We start from the raw sequence: 485 nt of genomic DNA on the forward strand, positions 1-485 counted from the left end.
ACCATTGTGGACGAAAGCGACCGCTCCTGGTGTTCCTCCAGCGCGGCAAATGACAACCGGGCCATTACCATTGAGTGCGCAAGCGATGCTATTTACCCTTACGCAATCAACGCCAATGTCTGGAAGTCCCTTATTGAGCTGTGCGCGGATATCTGCAAGCGCAACACGATTAAGCGGCTGCTGTGGCAGGCCGACAAGGGGCTGGTGGGCCAAGTGAACCTCCAGAACATGACCGCCCACCGTTGGTTTGAAAACAAGTCCTGCCCCGGCGATTATATCTACAACCGGCTGGGGCAGATCGCCAAAGAGGTAAACCAGAAATTGAGCGGCGCTCCCGCTGGCCCCTTTAAGCCGTACCAAGGCCAGGTAAACGCCGATGACGGCCTCAACTGCCGCACGGCCCCGGTAAGCGGCTCGGTAATTAAAGCTTTCGAGGACGGTACGGTGCTGACCATCACCAAAGAGGACGGCAACTGGGGCTACTG

General features: G+C 57.3%; 1 protein-coding gene. It reads left to right on the top strand.

What is annotated here, in order from left to right:
• The coding region (locus VSQ30_RS20555) for a peptidoglycan recognition protein family protein (protein ID WP_334467150.1) at window positions 1–485 on the top strand (485 nt) is incomplete at both ends.

It is taken from the genome of Acutalibacter sp. JLR.KK004 (assembly GCF_036941085.1).
Lineage (GTDB): Bacteria > Bacillota > Clostridia > Oscillospirales > Acutalibacteraceae > Acutalibacter.